This window comes from Brenneria alni, from assembly GCF_003666245.1.
Classification (GTDB): Bacteria; Pseudomonadota; Gammaproteobacteria; order Enterobacterales; family Enterobacteriaceae; genus Brenneria; species Brenneria alni.
In genome coordinates, this window is the sequence record NZ_MJLZ01000014.1 from 1 (window position 1) to 17,529 (window position 17,529).

At 52.0% G+C, this 17,529-nt stretch carries 14 protein-coding genes; 4 read left to right on the plus strand and 10 right to left on the minus strand.

Annotation, left to right across the window (positions count from 1 at the left end):
* Window positions 1-126 precede the first annotated feature (126 nt).
* Window positions 127-1,719, minus strand: coding sequence for an ABC-F family ATPase (locus BIY29_RS08165; RefSeq protein ID WP_121574649.1), 1,593 nt, complete (start codon window positions 1,717-1,719; stop codon window positions 127-129).
* 146 nt (window positions 1,720-1,865) lie between these two features.
* Between BIY29_RS08165 and BIY29_RS08170 the strand changes: the two genes are divergently transcribed.
* The 4 genes from BIY29_RS08170 to treC all read left to right on the plus strand — a co-directional run bounded on the left by BIY29_RS08170 (window position 1,866) and on the right by treC (window position 6,744).
* A complete protein-coding gene (locus BIY29_RS08170) occupies window positions 1,866-2,750 on the plus strand; it encodes a PhzF family phenazine biosynthesis protein (RefSeq protein WP_121574650.1) in 885 nt (294 codons plus the stop codon).
* A 24-nt stretch (window positions 2,751-2,774) separates the two neighbouring features.
* On the plus strand, window positions 2,775-3,305 hold the full coding sequence (locus BIY29_RS08175) for a GNAT family N-acetyltransferase (RefSeq protein WP_121574651.1): 531 nt from the start codon (window positions 2,775-2,777) through the stop codon (window positions 3,303-3,305).
* Between the two features lie 300 nt (window positions 3,306-3,605).
* Window positions 3,606-5,024, plus strand: a complete 1,419-nt coding sequence (treB, locus tag BIY29_RS08180) for a PTS trehalose transporter subunit IIBC (RefSeq protein ID WP_121574652.1) — start codon at window positions 3,606-3,608, stop codon at window positions 5,022-5,024.
* Between the two features lie 25 nt (window positions 5,025-5,049).
* Window positions 5,050-6,744 (plus strand): alpha,alpha-phosphotrehalase, encoded by a 1,695-nt coding sequence (gene treC, locus BIY29_RS08185; protein ID WP_121574653.1) that lies wholly within the window; start codon window positions 5,050-5,052, stop codon window positions 6,742-6,744.
* Between the two features lie 119 nt (window positions 6,745-6,863).
* On the opposite strand, the gene elaB is transcribed toward treC, so the two are convergent.
* The 9 genes from elaB to nuoG all read right to left on the minus strand — a co-directional run bounded on the left by elaB (window position 6,864) and on the right by nuoG (window position 17,426).
* Entirely contained in the window at window positions 6,864-7,175 is a 312-nt protein-coding gene (gene elaB / locus BIY29_RS08190) for a stress response protein ElaB (protein WP_121574654.1), read from the minus strand.
* Window positions 7,176-7,357: 182 nt separating this feature from the next.
* Window positions 7,358-8,818: an NADH-quinone oxidoreductase subunit NuoN gene (nuoN, locus tag BIY29_RS08195; RefSeq protein WP_121574655.1), complete on the minus strand. Its 1,461-nt coding sequence runs from the start codon at window positions 8,816-8,818 to the stop codon at window positions 7,358-7,360.
* Window positions 8,819-8,824: 6 nt separating this feature from the next.
* Window positions 8,825-10,360 carry an NADH-quinone oxidoreductase subunit M gene (gene nuoM, locus BIY29_RS08200; RefSeq protein ID WP_121574656.1) on the minus strand — a complete coding sequence of 512 codons (1,536 nt, stop codon included), beginning with the start codon at window positions 10,358-10,360 and terminating at the stop codon, window positions 8,825-8,827.
* Window positions 10,361-10,455: 95 nt separating this feature from the next.
* The gene (gene nuoL / locus BIY29_RS08205; protein ID WP_121574657.1) at window positions 10,456-12,303 is read right to left on the minus strand and encodes an NADH-quinone oxidoreductase subunit L; all 1,848 of its coding nucleotides are present in this window, start codon (window positions 12,301-12,303) and stop codon (window positions 10,456-10,458) included.
* Window positions 12,300-12,602, minus strand: a complete 303-nt coding sequence (gene nuoK / locus BIY29_RS08210; protein WP_121574658.1) for an NADH-quinone oxidoreductase subunit NuoK — start codon at window positions 12,600-12,602, stop codon at window positions 12,300-12,302. Before nuoK ends, nuoL begins: the two co-directional genes overlap by 4 nt.
* Complete coding sequence (gene nuoJ, locus BIY29_RS08215; protein ID WP_121574659.1) at window positions 12,599-13,159, minus strand: NADH-quinone oxidoreductase subunit J; 561 nt, start codon at window positions 13,157-13,159, stop codon at window positions 12,599-12,601. Before nuoJ ends, nuoK begins: the two co-directional genes overlap by 4 nt.
* A 9-nt stretch (window positions 13,160-13,168) precedes the next feature.
* A complete protein-coding gene (gene nuoI, locus BIY29_RS08220) occupies window positions 13,169-13,711 on the minus strand; it encodes an NADH-quinone oxidoreductase subunit NuoI (RefSeq protein ID WP_121574660.1) in 543 nt (180 codons plus the stop codon).
* Between the two features lie 14 nt (window positions 13,712-13,725).
* On the minus strand, window positions 13,726-14,703 hold the full coding sequence (gene nuoH, locus BIY29_RS08225; protein ID WP_121574661.1) for an NADH-quinone oxidoreductase subunit NuoH: 978 nt from the start codon (window positions 14,701-14,703) through the stop codon (window positions 13,726-13,728).
* Complete coding sequence (gene nuoG / locus BIY29_RS08230; protein ID WP_121574714.1) at window positions 14,700-17,426, minus strand: NADH-quinone oxidoreductase subunit NuoG; 2,727 nt, start codon at window positions 17,424-17,426, stop codon at window positions 14,700-14,702. The genes nuoH and nuoG overlap by 4 nt, the downstream gene beginning before the upstream one ends.
* Window positions 17,427-17,529: the final 103 nt, after the last annotated feature.

The following is a 17,529-nucleotide window of genomic DNA, read 5'->3' on the forward strand; positions in this document are numbered from 1 at the left end:
AGAAATGCCATATAACTGAATAACCAATGGCACAATAAATATTGGTCACGTTGGTTCCCTGAATACAAAATAAAAAGGCAGCGACGATATCAACCGTGCTGCCTTACGTGAAAAAACCGTGTTGCTCTACTGGATACCCTGGCTACGCAGGTAATCCTCATAGTTTCCGGTGAAATCGATCACTTTTTTCGGCGTCATTTCCAGAATGCGAGTCGCCAGCGAGCTGACAAACTCACGGTCATGGGAGACAAACAGCAGCGTGCCTTCATACATTTCCAGCGCCATGTTCAGCGACTCAATGGACTCCATATCCAGGTGGTTGGTCGGTTCATCCATAATCAGGATGTTAGGGCGCTGCATCATCAGTTTGCCAAACAGCATACGGCCTTTCTCACCACCGGATAATACCTTCACTTTCTTCTTGATATCATCCTGACTGAACAGTAAACGTCCCAGTACGCTGCGCACCGCCTGTTCGTCATCTCTTTCCTGCTTCCACTGGCTCATCCAGTCGAATACGGTCAGGGATTCATCGAATTCGTATTCATGATCCTGCGCGTAATAGCCGATTTTGGCGTTTTCCGACCATTTAACCGTACCGCTATCAGGCGCAACGTCGCCCACCAGCGTTTTCAACAGCGTCGATTTACCGACCCCATTGGTCCCCAGAATAGCGACCTTCTCCCCCACTTCCACCATCAGGTTTAATTTGCTGAACAGCGGGCCGTTATCAAACCCTTTCGCCAGCGCTTCCACTTCCAGCGCATTACGAAACAGTTTCTTATCCTGCTCAAAGCGGATAAATGGATTCTGGCGACTAGAAGCTTTTACTTCTTCCAATTGGATCTTATCGATCTGACGGGCGCGAGACGTGGCCTGCTTGGACTTGGACGCATTGGCGCTAAAGCGGCTGACGAACGACTGTAGTTCGGAAATCTGCGCTTTCTTTTTGGCGTTATCGGCCAGCAAACGTTCACGAGACTGCGTGGCCGCCGTCATATATTCATCATAGTTGCCGGGGTAAATGCGCAGTTCGCCGTAGTCCAGATCCGCCATATGCGTACACACCATATTCAGGAAGTGACGGTCATGGGAAATGATGATCATGGTGCTGTTACGCTCGTTCAGCACCTGCTCCAGCCAGCGAATGGTATCAATATCCAGGTTGTTGGTCGGCTCATCCAGCAGCAGAATATCCGGGTCGGCAAATAGCGCCTGCGCCAGCAGCACACGCAGTTTCCAGCCGGGGGCGATTTCGCTCATCGGCCCATAATGCTGTTCTACGGGAATACCGACGCCCAGCAACAGTTCACCCGCACGAGCTTCAGCGCTGTAACCGTCCATCTCACCGTACTGCACTTCCAGATCGGCAACTTTATAGCCATCCGCTTCACTCATTTCAGCCAGCGCGTAGATACGATCGCGCTCTTCTTTTACTTTCCACAGCTCGGCATGGCCCATGATCACCGTATCCAGCACGCTGTATTTTTCAAAAGCGAACTGATCCTGACGCAGTTTGCCCAAACGTTCATTAGGATCGAGGAAAACGTTGCCGGAACTCGGTGCCAAATCACCGCCCAGAATTTTCATAAACGTGGATTTACCGCAACCGTTCGCGCCGATCAAACCGTAACGGTTACCGTTGCCAAATTTAACGGAAATGTTCTCAAACAACGGCTTACTGCCGAACTGCATAGTGATATTGTTGGTACTTAGCACAGAGTTTACTCAAGTAAGAATGTGATTTTGGTCGCATTATGCCACAAGAGCGCCTCATAATCGCGGGTAGGTTAGTTTTGATTTATATTTAATCGCTTACGCTCAACGACGGGGCTATGCTCCCCAATAACAGGAAAAGATTGCTTATGCCGCTACAACGCCGCTTTAAACAAGTCGATGTTTTTACCCAACAACCTTTCAAGGGAAATCCACTGGCCGTCATACTGGATGCCGACGGGCTGACCGATGAACAAATGCAGAATATCGCCCGCTGGACCAATCTGTCGGAAACCACCTTTGTGATTTCACCAACCAATCCGGTAGCCGATTATAGCGTGCGCATCTTTACCCCTGAGCTGGAAGTGCCATTTGCCGGACACCCGACGCTGGGCACCGCGCACGCGTTGCTGGAATCCGGTTTGCAGACCAAATCCCCAGGACAGATTATCCAACAGTGCGGGATTGGCGTAGTACCGATCAATATTGATGATGATGGATTATTGGCTTTCCATGTGCCGCCGGTGACTATCGATCCCTTTGATGCCACCTTATCCCCATTGCTGGAGCAAACGCTCGGCAGTACCAGGATCGATAAGTGTTACCCGCCCGCCACCGTACGTATGGGGATCAGTTGGCTGATTATCCGCATGGATTCCGCCAATATTTGTCTCGATATTACGCCTGACGCTGAATCGCTCGCCATGCTGCAACAAGCCTGCAAAACCGATGGCATCGCTATCTATGGCCCGCATGATGACGGCGCCCTTACGGCAGATTACGAAGTCCGGGCGTTTTACATTGAGAATGGTTATCTGAAAGAAGACCCCGTGACCGGTAGCGCCAATGCTTGCATAGCAAGCCTGCTGCGTCAGCAGCATTATCCCGATAATATCGCCGATCAACTGACATACCGCGTTCGTCAGGGGATCAAACTCCAGCGCAACGGTCAGCTATCGATCACCTATCTCAATGATGAGCCGTGGGTCGGCGGATATAGCGTGACGATTATTGACGGCACGCTTTCGATATAAGTTGCTAAAGGATAAGGAGCCACAATGGAAACACTTTATGAATTACACCATCATCCACATCTGCATTTGAGCATACAGGATGCGCGCGATGCAGGCGCAATTTTCGCGCTGGTTCAGGAAGAAAAACCCCGCCTGCGCCGTACCTTGCCCTGGCCTGATTCCGTCAAACACATCAATGACACGTTGAGCACCATCAAGGCCAATCGGGATAAGTTTGCCGCTGGTAATTCAGCGGTCTATGTCATTCGCTGGGACGGCGTCATCGCGGGTATCGTCTCATTCAATACCCTTCAGGACCAGGAAGGCGTGATTGGTTACTGGATTGCCGAAAAGTTTGAAGGCAAAGGTATCGCTTTCCAATCCGTCAGCACCCTGATCCAGGCCTACGTCAATGCCGGAATCATCAACCGGTGTGTGATAAAAGCCTCGGTGGAAAACGCACGCAGCAATGCGCTGGCGCAACGCCTTGGGTACGTTTTTTACAAACGGGAAAAAGAAGCCGAAAAAATTGGCGATCGCTATTTCGATCAGAATATTTACCGTTATCAAACCTGATGTCGCACTGCTGCAAAATTTCCGTTAAAAAAAACTAATACACTATACTCAGACTGCTGACAAAGTCCGATATTAGGGACAGCGTGCCGATGGGGCCGTAGCAGCGTAAGCCGCCGACAAATTTGCCGGAAGCAAATTTGAACAGCATTAATGCTGGCCCGCAGGGTGGGACACAAGGATGTGTCCCATAATGGCCCCTCGGTGCGATAAGCCCGGGTATCTCGATCTCACCACTATGGGTTTGTCATCAAACTCCTATACTTCATTCGGTTGACGCTCTAAAACATAAGGAACATTGATATGAGCAAGGTTAAACAGCAGGACATTGATCGTCTGATCAAACTGGTTGGCGGACAAGAGAACATAGCCGCCGTCACCCACTGTATTACCCGCCTTCGCTTTGTGCTGCATGACGCATTAAAAGCCCATCCCAAAAAGATCGAAGAATTAAAAATGGTGAAAGGTTGTTTCACCAATGCCGGACAGTTTCAGGTCGTTATCGGCACCGATGTGGACGAATATTATAAGGCGCTGCTGGCAACCACCGGACAGAGCCAGATCAATAAAGAAGAAGCGAAGATTACCGCCCGCCAGAACATGAACTGGTTTGAACGCAGCATTTCCCATTTTGCGGAGATCTTCTTTCCATTGCTACCTGCGTTGATCAGCGGCGGTTTAATTCTGGGCGCCCGCAACGTTATCGGTGAAATTCCTTTGCGCGACGGCCAAACGCTGGCGCAACTCTACCCCATCTGGCAAACCATTTACGATTTTCTCTGGTTACTGGGAGAAGCCATTTTCTTCTATCTGCCCGTCGCTGTTTGCTGGTCAACCGTCCGAAAAATGGGCGGTACGCCGATTCTCGGTATTGTTCTGGGGATTACGCTGGTTTCGCCGCAGTTGATGAATGCCTATCTCATTGGTCAGCAAACACCTGATGTATGGCGTTTCGGCTGGTTTACCATCGAAAAAATCGGTTATCAGGCCCAGGTGATCCCCTCAGTGCTGGCGGGTATGGCTCTCGCTATCATTGAAACCCGGCTGAAAAAATGGACACCCGACTATCTCTATCTGGTGGTGGTTCCCGTGACGTCATTAATTTTGGCTGTTTTCCTGGCTCATACACTCATCGGCCCATTTGGGCGCAGTATCGGAGATGGCGTCGCCTGGGCGGTGAAAGCCGTGATGACCGGCAGTTTCGCCCCCATTGGCGCGGCATTTTTTGGTTTTCTTTACGCCCCGCTGGTGATTACCGGCGTTCATCAAACCACGCTGGCTATTGATATGCAGATGATTCAAAACATGGGCGGTACGCCGGTATGGCCACTGATTGCTCTCTCGAACATTGCACAGGCTGCCGCCGTGGTCGGCATTATTATGGTCAGCCGCAAAGAGAATGAACGAGAGATCTCCGTGCCTGCCGCCATTTCCGCCTTTCTGGGTGTCACCGAACCGGCAATGTACGGTATTAACCTGAAATACCGTTTTCCGATGCTGTGCGCCATGATCGGTTCTGCTGCCTCCGCGCTGATCTGCGGGATCTATGGCGTTACGGCCAACGGCATCGGCGTTGGCGGCCTACCGGGCATACTTTCCATCAAACCACAGTTTTGGAGCATATTCCTGCTGGCCACGGTCGTCGCAACCTTCATACCCCTGATGCTGACGGCGCTGGTCTATAAGCGCAAATACCGCAACGGCACGTTAGCATCGGTATAACACCTTGATTAAAGAGGACTGAGTCATGTCTACCTCCTTGCCCTGGTGGCAAAACGGCGTCATTTATCAGATCTACCCCAAAAGTTTTCAGGACAGTACCGGGAATGGCGTCGGGGATATTTCCGGCATCACATCGCGCCTTGACTATCTGCAACTGCTGGGCGTTGATGCAATCTGGCTTACTCCGGTGTACCTGTCGCCACAGATTGATAATGGCTACGATGTTGCTGACTACTGCGCGATCGATCCCGCATACGGCAGCATGAGCGATATGGAAACACTCATTGCCGAAGCGCATCAGCGCCGTATACGTATTGTCATGGATATGGTTTTCAATCATACCTCGACAGAGCACCGCTGGTTTACCGCCTCGCGGGATCGTCGTAGCCCATACCGTCAGTTTTATATCTGGCGCGACGGCAAAGAGAATGGTTTACCAAATAACTGGCGCTCCAAATTCGGCGGCAGCGCCTGGCAGTGGCACGCCGAGAGCCAGCAATACTATTTGCACCTGTTTGCGGTCGAACAAGCGGATCTCAATTGGGAACACCCGCAGGTGCGCGAGGAGTTGAAAAAAGTCTGTGAGTTCTGGGCTGATAAAGGCGTAGATGGATTTAGGTTGGATGTGATCAATCTGGTATCCAAGCAACAGGATTTCCCATCAGACGAACAAGGGGACGGGAAGCGCTTCTATACAGACGGGCCGCGTATTCACGATTATCTGCAAGAATTCAGCCGTGACGTTTTCCAGCCCTGGGGTTTGATGAGCGTCGGTGAAATGTCTTCCACTTCCCTTGAGCACTGCCGCCGTTATGCCGCGCTGGATGGCAGCGAACTGTCCATGACCTTCAATTTTCACCACCTGAAAGTCGATTATCCCAATGGTGAAAAATGGGCGCTGGCCAAACCCGACTTTGTACAGCTCAAGCAGATTGTTAAACAATGGCAACAAGGGATGCATAACCACGCCTGGAACGCCCTGTTCTGGTGTAATCACGATCAGCCGCGCATTGTTTCCCGTTTCGGTGATGAGGGGAAATACCGCGTTCAGTCGGCTAAAATGCTGGCAATGGCACTGCATGGAATGCAAGGGACGCCCTATATCTATCAGGGTGAGGAAATCGGTATGACCAACCCCGGCTATACGATGCTAAGTCAGTATCGGGATGTGGAGAGCCTGAACATGTTCGCCGAACGCAGCCGCAACGGCCAATCAGAACAGGAGTTACTGGCGATCCTGGCCGAAAAATCCCGCGATAACAGTCGAACCCCGATGCAGTGGAACAACGGTGAACATGCGGGTTTCACCACTGGCACACCGTGGCTCCAGCCATGCTGGAATTACCCTCAGGTCAATACGGAACAAGCACTGGCAGACAAAGACTCGATATTTTACACCTACCAACAGTTAATCCTGATGCGTAAAACGCTGCCGTTGCTGACCTACGGCGACTACCAAGACTTACTGCCTGAGCATCCTTCTCTCTGGTGCTATCAGCGACGCTGGCATGATCAACAATTACTGGTTGTGGCCAATCTGAGTGATGCGCCTCAGCGCTGGCAGTTCACAGCCGCCAAAGACCATCACCGCTGGCGGCTGTTACTGGGCAACTACCCCGATGCCGCCGCCCAGCCCTGTACGCTGACGCTGCGTCCTTACGAAGCAATCTATTGGGCGCACGGCATACCGGAGAAAGAAGATAAGGTGGTGAACCACTGAGAGCGCCATAGATAGAAATATTGTCATCGACAGAGCGTTTGTTGCATAGTCGAATTTGCGTGACGGCAAACTCAATTTGGTTGATATGCGTAAAAACATATCAACCAAAAATCTTTCAACTACCGTTTGGCTAACAACAACCCAAGCACTAACCCGACAGTTGCGCCTATACCGATACCATGCCAGGGCTTGTCATGTACATAGACATCCGCTTTGTCAGCGACCTGTTTAGCCCGTGCATAGTAGCTATTAGTTGCGCCGATTCTCGCTTTGACCTCAAGCAGTGCCTTCTCCGCGTTTTTTTTCAGATCAAGGTAGGCTTTATCGGCCTGATCGCCAGAATAACGTAATACCTCATCCAGCGTTTCAGACAAGAGCTTTAGGTCGTCGTCGATACGAATATCTTCAGGTTGTTTTTTTTCTGTTGCCATAAAATGCTCCCTTGTTTATGAAAAAAGGTTGTCCTGTTAACTATAGACAATTCTGCGCTGCTGTAGCGGCTTATATGAACAGAGCATTCCTAAAGTGACCAACCAAGTCACCATAGACAAAACCGCCGCAGACCTTCATCTACGGCGGTTTTCATACCAGAAAAACACAATGATTTACGGTATTACATCATTGGTTGCGCCAGTTGCACCAAAGATATTAACGGCTGCGGGTAAAAACCGAGTATCAATACCACGATTGCCGAAATCAGCACCACTGCGCCGCCTGCCGTTAATGCCCAGTTGGCTGGTGTATCTTCATGGTTTATCCCCTGTGGCGCATTCATATACAGACTGACCATCATCCGCAGATAATAGAAAAGCCCAATCGCGCTTCCCAGCACTACCGCGCCACTCAACCACCACAACTCGGCGCTCACGCCAACGGCCAGCACATAAAACTTGCCAAAGAAGCCCAACGTCATCGGGATACCGGCCAGTGACAACATCATAACCGTCATCACCGCAGACAATATAGGCTTGTGCCAGAACAACCCGCGGTAAGAGAGCATTGCGTCGGCATCTGAGCCGCTATACGGGCTCGACATCAAGCTGACCACACCAAAGGCGCCAAGACTGGCAAACAGATACCCCACCAGATAGACACCGACGGTTTCCAGCGCTAATTGATGACTCTGTACCGCAATCAAGGCAACCAACAGGTAACCCATATGCGCAATCGAGGAGTAACCCAGCAAGCGTTTGATGCTGCTCTGTGAAACTGCCATCACATTACCAAACAGGATTGATGCAATGGCAATAACACCCAGCGCTATTCTGACCGAGTCGCTATCCACCATCGGCGCATAGAGGAACAGGCGCATAACCGCCCCAAAAATGGCGATTTTGCTGGCGGTAGCCAGGAAAGTCGAGACCGGTGCGGGCGCGCCCTGATAGACATCTGGCGTCCACAGTTGAAAGGGAAACAACGATAGTTTAAAGCCCACGCCGACAATAATCATCCCTAACCCCGCCAGCAATAACGGTTCATGGATATGAAGGTCGCTCAGACTCTGTCCCAGACTGGCAAAGGTCAGATTGCCCGAATCAGCATACACCAACGCCATACCAAACAGCAGGAAAGCAGACGACGCAGCCGAGAGCAACATGTATTTTATACCGGCTTCCAGCGAACGCTCCTGGCGGAAGGCATAACTGACGAGTCCAAACAGCGGCAGTGAAATCAGTTCAATGCCAATGAACAGAGAAGCAAGATGATTTGCGCTTGCCAGTACGATCCCGCCTAACGCGGCAATCAGCACCAACAAATAGAACTCATCACGGTTATCCTGGTAGCCTTCCAGCCACGGATAGGCAAACGTGCTGGTCGCCAGACTGGCCAACAAGACCAGTCCGGTATAGAACATGGAAAAACCATCAACCCGTAACAACGGGGTAACATCGGTCGGCCCTGCCTGGCCTGCGAAGTAAAGCGATAGCAATGCCATGCTCAGACCGATAACCGTCAAGGTTGCGTTGACAAAATGGTTGCGTCGCCACGCAATGCACAGCATCACAACCACTACCGTCAATCCGACGATCAACAGCGGCGATAGCGCGATTAGTTGTTGAGGAGTTATTGTCATGGCGAATTACGGCCTTGTTGTTGAAAGTATTGAATCTGGAGCAGACGACATAAACCACTGCTGGATATTTGACATCGCGGCACTGGAGGTATCCAGAATCGGCTGCGGGAAAACCCCTAACAACACCAGCAACACCACCAACGGCATCACGACAGACAGCTCACGCATCGTCATACCCGGCAGTGATTGTTCTGATTTTGGGGCGCCATAGTAAGCACGCTGCATCATAATCAGCGAATAAACCGACGCAAATACCAAGCCGAACGTGGCGATCACCGTAATTACCGGCACAACCTGATAACTGCCAATTAGAATATTAAACTCTCCGACAAAGTTACCGGTTCCCGGCATACCTAATGTGGCGACGGCAAAGAATAGAGAAAGTGCGGGTAAATATCTCAGGCGCGCCCACAGCCCGCCCATCTGCCGCATATCCCAGGTCTGTAAACGTGCGTACAACTGACCGCACAGGATAAACAGACCCGCGGCGGACAAACCGTGAGCAATCATCAGGATAACCGCTCCCTGGAAAGCCTGCTGGTTACCTGAGTAGATGGCGATCATCACGAAACCCATATGGGAAACGGAGGTATAGGCAACCAGACGCTTGATATCGGTCTGATTAAACGCCATCCAGGCGCCGTAGAAAACGCTGATCACTCCCAACCACATGGCAATCGGCGCAAACTCATGCGACGCATTGGGAAACAGCGGCAGGCTGAAACGCAACAGTCCATATGCCGCTGTTTTCATCAGCAATCCTGCCAGATCAACAGAACCAGCGGTCGGAGACTGGCTATGGGCATCCGGCGACCATCCATGCACTGGAACCAACGGCATTTTCACCGCGAAAGCAACGAAGAACCCCAGCATTAGCAGGTACTCAACGCCATAAGACATCTCAGTCTTCAGCAACACTTCATAATTGAAGGTCCAGATCCCGGTAGCATCGTGATGTACAAACACCAGCGCCAGAATGGCGATCAACATCACCAGGCCGCTGGTCTGGGTATAAATGATAAATTTCGTCGCTGCGTCGGTGCGGGTTTTGTCATCTGAGCCTTTATGTCCCCATATGGCGATGAGGAAATACATCGGCACCAGCATCATCTCCCAGAAGAAGAAGAACAGAAACATATCGATAGCGACGAACACTCCGATAACGCCGACCAGAGTCCACAATAGCCCCAGATGGAAAAGCCCCTGCTTGTGGTGATCTTCATTCCATGAACAGAGAATGGCCAACACCCCCAGCAATGCGGTCAGCACTACCATCAGTATCGACAGGCCATCCAGCGCCAGATGGAAATCAATACCAAAACGAGGGATCCACGGAACATTGAACTCGGCTTGCCATTGCGGCAAACCATCAGGTGTCGTCAGAAAATAACCACCTTGCAACCATAATTGCAGAGATAGCGCCAGAGTCAGCCCCATAGCAATCAACGCGATCCAGCGCGGCACTTTCGCACCAACACGCTCTGACTGCCAACAGAGCAGACCGCCGATAAAGGGGATAAGAAGTAGCCAAGGTAGTAGCATGGCGTTTTGTGTCCCTAAATTAAAGAAATCTGAAAATTTGCCGTGGTGGGCATTCGTACAGGGAATGCCCTACCTTTTGCACGTTCGGATCTGTTTTAAACCAGCAATAACAACGCCAGCACCACGACAGCACCCAGCCCCATAGAGGCAACGTACCAGCGCACTTGACCATTTTCACTCACCGTCAGCCCGCGATTACCCCAACGAGCGACCACAGCCGGAATATTCATCAGTGCGTCCAGCGGGTCACGCTGCAACAATTTGGCGATCGTCAGATAAGGTCTGACAAAGACTTTGTCATATAGCCAGTCGAAGCCCCAGGCATGGAACCACCAGGTTGAGAAGAAACGTCCTGGTGCGCTTTGCGCAACACTGTTTACCCACTGACGCTTGCCTAACCACAGCACGGCGGCCAGCAAAATACCCACAATGGCAACCACGCCTGACGCAATTTCCAGAGTTATCATCCGACCGTGTTCAAGCGCAGTCGTCTCCGGCAATACACCGTGTAAAGGCGGCACAATCAGCGCGCCAATAAAGGTGGACAGCACCATCAGCACAACCAGCGGTAAATGATGGGCAATCCCTTTACCCGCATGTGCCTTGGTTTTCGCTTCGCCATGAAACACGATGAAGATCATACGGAAAGTATACAGAGAGGTCATAAAAGCACCGGCCAGCCCCGCCAACATCAAGTTGAAGTGGCCATTGGCCCAGGCGCCGGCCAGGATCTCGTCTTTACTGAAGAAGCCAGCGGTAACCAGCGGCAGCGCAGCCAGCGCAGCCCCTCCGACCAGGAAGCAGACGTACACCAGCGGGATGGTTTTACGCAGCCCCCCCATTTTGAAAATGTTCTGCTCGTGGTGGCAGGCGAGAATCACCGAACCGGAGGAGAGGAACAGCAATGCTTTGAAAAACGCATGGGTCATCAGATGGAAAATCGCCGCATCCCATGCCTGAACACCCAGAGCCAGAAACATATAACCAATCTGACTCATGGTCGAGTAGGCAAGCACACGTTTGATATCCGTCTGAACCAGCGCGGCAAACCCTGCCAGCACCAGCGTTACCGCCCCAATAATCCCTACCAGATGCAAAACTTCCGGCGCCATAAGGAACAAACCGTGGGTACGGGCGATCAGATAAACCCCTGCGGTGACCATTGTCGCTGCATGGATCAGGGCCGATACCGGCGTCGGGCCAGCCATTGCGTCCGCCAGCCAGGTTTGCAACGGCAACTGGGCAGACTTGCCGACCGCCCCGCCCAACAGCATTAAGGTGGCCCAGGTAATCGCCGGGGAACCTTCAGCCAGTTGTTGCGGCGCCAGCACCATTAACTCACGGAAGTTGAGTGTGCCTAATTCGTTATAAAGAATGAACAACGCAAACGCCAGGAACACATCCCCAACGCGGGTGACCACAAAGGCCTTCATTGCCGCCGCACCGTTTTTCGGATTGGTGTAATAGAAGCCAATCAGCAAATAGCTGCACAGCCCCACCCCTTCCCATCCGAGATACATCAACAGCAGGTTATCCGCCAGAACGAGCACTACCATACTGGCGATAAACAAGTTGGTATAAGCAAAGAAACGTGAATAGCCCTCTTCACCACGCATATACCAGGAGGCAAACATATGGATGAAGAAACCAACGCCAGTGACGACAGACAACATCGTGGCAGACAGGCCATCAAGCGTCAGCGTAACGCCGATGTTAAAGTCTCCAACCGCCATCCATGTCCACAGATGCTGGTTAAATACATTCACGCCAGTATGCTGCTGTGCCAGAAAATCGACCACTACTGACGCTGTAACCAATGCCGCCAGCCCAACGGAACCGACGCCCACCGTCGCAGACACATTCTCCGACCAGCGGCCACGGGAAAACGCCAGCAACAGAAAGCCAAGCAGCGGGAATAGTATTGTTAAATAGAGTAAGTTCATCCGCGCATCTCACTGACCGTATCAATATTCAGGGACTGGCGACGACGATACAGTTGCAGCAGCAACGCCAGACCAATACTGGCTTCCGCCGCCGCCAGCGTAATCGCCAGAATATACATCACCTGACCGTCCGCCTGTTGCCAGTAGCTGCCAGCAACCACAAACGCCAACGCCGCGGCATTGATCATGATTTCTAGACTTATCAACATAAACAGTAAATTACGACGAATAATCAGCCCGGTCAGTCCCAAAACAAACAATATGGCGGCCAAAATCAAACCATGTTGCAACGGAATCATGCTCGTTCCCCTGTTATTTTTTTATCAATATCCTGGTTCGAGGTTTCTTTGCTGATGACCTCTCCCTGTTTGTCTTCACGACCTACATGGAAAGCGACGACCAGACCGGCTAACAACAACATTGAGGCCAACTCAACCGCGAGAACATAAGGGCCAAACAAGCTAATCCCCACAGACTTGGCTTCCACCATTTCGCCAGCGATGCGCTGACCATCCAGACTGAGGATCCCCTTTACAATCACCCCCAGCAAAGCCAGCGACAACAGACCAGGACCAATCCATACGCTAGGTTTAAGCCATGCCCGCTCCTGCTCGACCACGGAATTACCAAGGTTAAGCATCATCACCACGAACACGAACAACACCATAATGGCGCCAGCATAAACAATGACCTCCAGCGCACCGGCAAAGTAAGCCCCCAGCGAGAAAAATACGCACGCGACGGCCAACAAGGAAACGATCAGGTATAACAGTGCATGAACAGGGTTGGTATGGGTGATGACGCGCAATGTCGCCACAACCGCCACCAGACCTGCAATATAAAAAGCGAATTCCATGCTAGCTCCTTAGGGCAATAGGCCTTTGACATCAATGGGCTTGGCTTCGTTTTCGGCTTCGCCTTTTTCTTTCCCATCAATCGCCATACCGGCCATCCGGTAGAAATTGTATTCCGGATACTTACCCGGCCCCGATATCAGCAGATCTTCTTTTTCGTAAACCAGATCCTGACGTTTGTAATCCCCCATTTCAAAATCCGGCGTGAGCTGAATAGCGGTAGTCGGGCAAGCCTCTTCACAAAAGCCACAGAAAATACAACGAGAGAAGTTAATACGGAAAAACTCGGGATACCAGCGGCCATCTTTGGTTTCCGCTTTCTGCAAAGAAATGCAGCCGACCGGACAAGCCACCGCGCACAAGTTGCAGGCCACACAGCGTTCTGCGCCGTCGGGATCACGCGTCAGCACGATCCGGCCACGATAACGTGGCGACGGATTCACCGGTTCTTCAGGATACATTCTGGTTTCACGCTTTCTGAAAGCGTTCGATCCCACCATACAGATACTGCGTACCTGGGTGCCGAAACCAACCACTAAATCTTTTAATGTCATGGTTTATTCACCCCTTATTGAGCGTTGTACAAAATGACCGCGGCTGTCGCCAGCAGGTTCAGTAAGGTTATCGGCAGACAGATTTTCCAACCGAAAGCCATCACCTGGTCATAACGCGGACGAGGCAACGCGGCACGGATCAGAATAAACATCATCATGAAAAATGCCGTTTTTAGCGCAAACCAGACAAATGGCGGCAGCAACGGACCATGCCAGCCTCCGAAAAACAAGGTGACGATCAGTGCGGAAACGGTGACGATGCCGATATATTCCCCCACAAAGAACAGACCGAATTTCATACCGGAATATTCAATGTGATAACCATCCGCCAACTCCTGCTCTGCTTCAGGCTGGTCAAACGGATGACGGTGGCACACCGCCACACCGGCAATGGCAAAGGTAATGAAACCGAAAAACTGCGGGATCACGTTCCACAGATGTTCCTGTGAATCGACGATGTCGCGCATATTGAAGGAACCCGCCTGAGCAACTATCCCCATCAGGGATAACCCGAGAAACACTTCGTAGCTCAGGGTCTGAGCGGAAGCACGTACCGCCCCCAGTAAGGAATATTTATTGTTGCTCGACCATCCGGCAAACAATACCGCGTAGACCGCCAACCCGGCCATCATGAGGAAGAACAGCAGACCGATATTCAGATCTGACACGCCCCAGGTCGGGCTGATCGGCACAATGGCAAAAGCCAGTAATAATGAGGTAAACGCGATCATCGGCGCCAATGTAAAAATGACTTTGTCAGTAAACTTCGGCACCCAGTCTTCTTTGAAGAACATTTTGATCATGTCGGCGACAAGCTGTAACGAACCGCCCCAACCAACCCGGTTCGGCCCGTAACGCCCCTGGAACAGCCCAAGCAGCTTGCGCTCCCCCATACTCATAAATGCCCCGCAGGTCACCACGACCAGCAGGATAACGATCGCCTTACCGACAGAACTCAGTATCTCCAGGAGATCCGGTGTTAACCAACTCATTGTGCAGCCTCCCGCAGATTATCAACGGTTGCGCCCACCAGCACCGGCGCAATGCCCGGCAAACCTAGCGGCAAACCAACCTGTCCCTGACTCAACCCGGTACTTAGCCGTAGCGGTAAACGCAACGTCTGCCCCTCGCAGCTCAGTTCAACCAGAGTACCAGAGTTAACCCCAAGCACAGCCGCATCAGCCGGATTAACCACCACATAAGGCTCTGGCATACGCTGTTGAATAACCGCTGAACGTTGTGACATCTCTTCACTGCCAAACAGGTGATAGTAAGGCGCGACACGCCAGTTGCCCGCCTGGGCGACAAACGCCGCCGGGATCTTATCGAAATAACCCAGCGTATCTTCACCCGCTTCAATCATGCGCACCCCCGGATCGCCGTGGCGCAGATGACCGCCGACTTCATCCTGGAACTTGTTCCACGCCTGAGGTGAATTCCAGCCTGGCGCCCAGGCAAAAGGGATCTGCTGACGATCGGCTGTCGGGCTGTTGCTCCCTTCCATAGAGAAAGCAAACATGGTGTCTTTATCCTGCGGCTGACGCGGTTCATGCACGCTGATGTTGGCACGCATCGCCGTCCGTCCACTGGAGCGGTTCGGTGAGCGAGCCAGCTTTTGCCCCTTGATCCTGAAGGATGCATCAGGCGCAGCCTGCTTGATCGCCGACAGTTGCGGCAGCGCAACGACACAGGCATCAATGACATGATCGAGCTGCGTCCAGTCAACCTGGCGGCTGTTGTAGGTAATAAATAGGGCGTGCAACCAACGCCAGCTTTCCAGCATCACGACGCTGTCGTTATAGTAAGTGGGATCATACACCTGGAAGAAGCGCTGGGCGCGGCCTTCCTGATTGATCAATGTACCATCGCTTTCTGCAAAACTGGCTGATGATAGAATCAGGCTGGCTTTATCCATGATACGTGTACGCTGATGGTCCAGCACAATCAGATTGCCGGCTCTCTCCAGCGCGGCATCAATACGGGCGGCAGGCGCATGGCGATAGAGATCGTTTTCCAATACCACCACGCTGTCAGCGTCACCGCTTTCCAACTGTACAAGGGCATCATCCAGCGAACCGCCACCGATCATCGACAGACCAATACTGTTTGCAGCAGACGCGACAAATGTGATCCCCACATCGGAACCGCGCGCTTTAAGCGCTTTCGCCACGTTAGCCGCCGCCTCGATGATCTCTTCGCTGCCTGCGTTGGTTCCAGAGATAATCAGTGGTTTTTTCGCCCCGGCCAGCGCCTGAACGATGATATCCACTTTTTGATCGAGCCCGGAAGCCAGGTCCGTGACCGCCGGTGCATGCTCATCCAGCGCATGGGCGATGGCAAACCCCAGCCGAGCCTGATCGGCCACCGGAGCACGATAATTCCAGGCGGCAATATCATCCAGACGGGTATTATCCACGTTGGTGATAAACAGCGGGTGTTTGGCATGTTGACCAATATTCATGATGGCGGCAATCTGCCAGTCGGCCACTTTTTGAGCCGCCGCCATTTCACGCGCCTTGCCTTTTACCGCCTGACGTACCGCTAATGCAATGCGGGCGCCCGTCTGAGTCAGATCTTCACCCAGAACCAGCACCGCATCGTAGCTTTCTATCTCACGCAGCGCTGGCGTGCGTACTCCGCTCTCACGTAAAACCTTCAGAATCAGTTGCAGACGATTTTGTTCGTCATTCGCGATACCGGTATAAAAATTTTCCGCCCCGACCAGCTCACGTAAAGCAAAGTTACTCTCGATGCTGGCGCGTGGCGAACCAATACCGATGGTTTTCTTTGCCTGACGCAACACATCAGCCGCTCCCCGCAACGCCTGATCGGCATTCAGCGCAATCCAGTCATTGCCACGACGCTGAAGCGGCTGTTTAGGACGATCTTTGAGATTGACGTAACCGTAACCAAAACGACCGCGGTCACATAAGAAGTAGTGGTTTACGCTGCCATTAAAGCGATTTTCAACGCGACGTAACTCACCATAGCGTTCACCTGGGCTGGTATTACAACCGATGCTGCACTGCTGGCAGATGCTCGGCGCAAACTGCATATCCCATTTGCGGTTGTAGCGTTCAGAGTGCGTTTTGTCGGTAAAGACGCCGGTGGGACATATCTCGACCAGGTTACCGGAGAACTCGCTTTCCAACGTGCCATCTTCCGGGCGACCAAAATAGACGTTATCGTGTGCGCCATAGACCCCAAGATCGGAGCCATCCGCATAATCCTTGTAGTAGCGAACACAGCGGTAACAGGCGATGCAGCGGTTCATCTCATGGGAAATGAACGGGCCGAGATCCTGGTTACGGTGAGTACGCTTGGTAAATCGATAACGGCGGAAATTATGCCCTGTCATCACTGTCATATCCTGCAAATGACAGTTACCGCCTTCCTCACATACCGGACAATCATGAGGATGGTTGGTCATCAGAAACTCAACTATCGTTTTACGGAATAGTGTGGCCTCTTGGTCGTCAATAGCAATATAAGTCCCATCGGCTGCTGGCGTCATACAGGACATCACCAGACGACCACGAGTGTCTTCCGCGTTCTGATATTGCCTGACCGCGCATAGGCGGCAGGAACCAACGCTTCCCAGTGCCGGGTGCCAGCAAAAATAAGGAATATCAAGTCCCAGAGACAGACAGGCTTCAAGAAGATTGTCCGCGCCGTTTACTTCATACTCCTTGCCGTCTACATGAATAGTAGCCATAGTCAGCATGCTTCCATAATGGCCTGTGTCGCCACAGGCACTAATCAAAAATTCAATTTATGAGGGCGGCTTGTTAGCGCCGCCCGGCGGATACATTCACTGC

What these genes read in the sequence shown, in the direction of transcription:
- BIY29_RS08170 (WP_121574650.1), top strand. Translation starts at nt 1,866, where the DNA reads ATGCCGCTACAACGCCGCTTTAAACAAGTCGATGTTTTTACCCAACAA.
- BIY29_RS08175 (WP_121574651.1), top strand. Translation starts at nt 2,775, where the DNA reads ATGGAAACACTTTATGAATTACACCATCATCCACATCTGCATTTGAGC.
- treB (WP_121574652.1), top strand. Translation starts at nt 3,606, where the DNA reads ATGAGCAAGGTTAAACAGCAGGACATTGATCGTCTGATCAAACTGGTT.
- treC (WP_121574653.1), top strand. Translation starts at nt 5,050, where the DNA reads ATGTCTACCTCCTTGCCCTGGTGGCAAAACGGCGTCATTTATCAGATC.
- elaB (WP_121574654.1), bottom strand. Translation starts at nt 7,175, where the DNA reads ATGGCAACAGAAAAAAAACAACCTGAAGATATTCGTATCGACGACGAC.
- nuoN (WP_121574655.1), bottom strand. Translation starts at nt 8,818, where the DNA reads ATGACAATAACTCCTCAACAACTAATCGCGCTATCGCCGCTGTTGATC.
- nuoM (WP_121574656.1), bottom strand. Translation starts at nt 10,360, where the DNA reads ATGCTACTACCTTGGCTACTTCTTATCCCCTTTATCGGCGGTCTGCTC.
- nuoL (WP_121574657.1), bottom strand. Translation starts at nt 12,303, where the DNA reads ATGAACTTACTCTATTTAACAATACTATTCCCGCTGCTTGGCTTTCTG.
- nuoK (WP_121574658.1), bottom strand. Translation starts at nt 12,602, where the DNA reads ATGATTCCGTTGCAACATGGTTTGATTTTGGCCGCCATATTGTTTGTT.
- nuoJ (WP_121574659.1), bottom strand. Translation starts at nt 13,159, where the DNA reads ATGGAATTCGCTTTTTATATTGCAGGTCTGGTGGCGGTTGTGGCGACA.
- nuoI (WP_121574660.1), bottom strand. Translation starts at nt 13,711, where the DNA reads ATGACATTAAAAGATTTAGTGGTTGGTTTCGGCACCCAGGTACGCAGT.
- nuoH (WP_121574661.1), bottom strand. Translation starts at nt 14,703, where the DNA reads ATGAGTTGGTTAACACCGGATCTCCTGGAGATACTGAGTTCTGTCGGT.
- nuoG (WP_121574714.1), bottom strand. Translation starts at nt 17,426, where the DNA reads ATGGCTACTATTCATGTAGACGGCAAGGAGTATGAAGTAAACGGCGCG.